This is a genomic window from Pseudomonas sp. 1176_21 (assembly GCF_052850635.1).
The window spans coordinates 1-1,055 of the sequence record NZ_VXCV01000037.1; the positions used below are offsets into that span (position 1 = coordinate 1).

General features: G+C 48.2%; 2 protein-coding genes and 1 pseudogene. All 3 read right to left on the minus strand.

Annotation, left to right across the window (positions count from 1 at the left end; translation table 11 throughout):
- On the minus strand, positions 1-183 hold a 183-nt coding region (locus tag FW760_RS25990), incomplete at its 3' end, for a DUF637 domain-containing protein (RefSeq protein WP_446444114.1).
- A 220-nt stretch (positions 184-403) separates the two neighbouring features.
- On the minus strand, positions 404-673 hold the full coding sequence (locus FW760_RS25995; protein ID WP_054916221.1) for a hypothetical protein: 270 nt from the start codon (positions 671-673) through the stop codon (positions 404-406).
- 12 nt (positions 674-685) lie between these two features.
- Positions 686-1,055: pseudogene (locus FW760_RS26000) on the minus strand (RHS repeat domain-containing protein); the annotation flags it as partial.

Genomic DNA, 1,055 nt, shown 5'->3' on the forward strand with positions numbered 1-1,055 from the left:
CTCGTTCAAGCCCGCAGCCATGGCGCCAGTTTTGAAATCACTGCCCGTGGCCTCTGCCAGCAAACCACCCATGACGGCATGCACCACAATTTTTGGCAGGCTGCCGTTCTCAAATCGAATGGTCTGGTCACCGGCAAACTTGAAGCCCGTGGCCATGGCGATGCTGCCTGCCTGGCCTCGCAAGAGGTGCGTGTTGTGTATTGAGATTTTGCTCCTGTTAAGGAGCGAAAATTCATGCTCAAAAAGGGAGTATTGAGCAGATAGACCGTAGGTCGTCAGGGTGGGTGCAAAAGGGGTGCAACTTGACTGCAGAAAGGATGCAAGAAGGCGGCAAAAAGGGTGCAGATCGGGTGCAAAAACACCGGCGCTAGGCCGGTGTCAGATCACACCTAGGCTTCTACAATTAACAAGAGACATTCAAACCGCAAGCAGAGATAAAATCACGTATCGGTATATCAAGAAAGCTACTCTCTCCAGCGGAAAGAACATCTTGCAATGTGACGATGCCTTTTTCAAAGTCCAAAGAAACGTCAAAGCAATTAAACTCGAACTCCCTGAGCAGAACGCTCTTTGAGCACATCCGCTCATCAAAGGCATCTTTCAAAATAGAGCGAACGCTGTCGTCCAACTCTTGGGCGACAAATCGTTCTATTAGTGTGCCGCCACTGCTCATAACCATTCCTAACTAGTACGGGAATGCAGTCTGAATCACACCATCCCGAACATTTATTTTGATTGTCGATGTTGGAGCGCCTGAGACGTTTGTTCCAATCACCTTACCTGCATTGTACTCAATAACGTGCCCACCTGGGCCATTAGGAGTTACCTTCCCATATTTCAGTGCGTTATCAACATAACTAGAGACATCTTTAACAGATGTTCCTTGCGAGAACTTACTAACATTCGCAAATCCTGAATCAGGTCCATGGCGATAGAATACATGCTCAATACCTGTCATCAAACCGCCTTTGTTATAAGTGCTCGCGCTCCACGATGCATCTATTTGTCTTGGGGCTGGTAATGCCTTGATCGTGTCATCTACAACAGCCCCAGTT

Excerpts from the sequence above, each read along its gene's own strand:
- FW760_RS25995 (WP_054916221.1), bottom strand. The coding sequence starts at position 673 with ATGAGCAGTGGCGGCACACTAATAGAACGATTTGTCGCCCAAGAGTTG.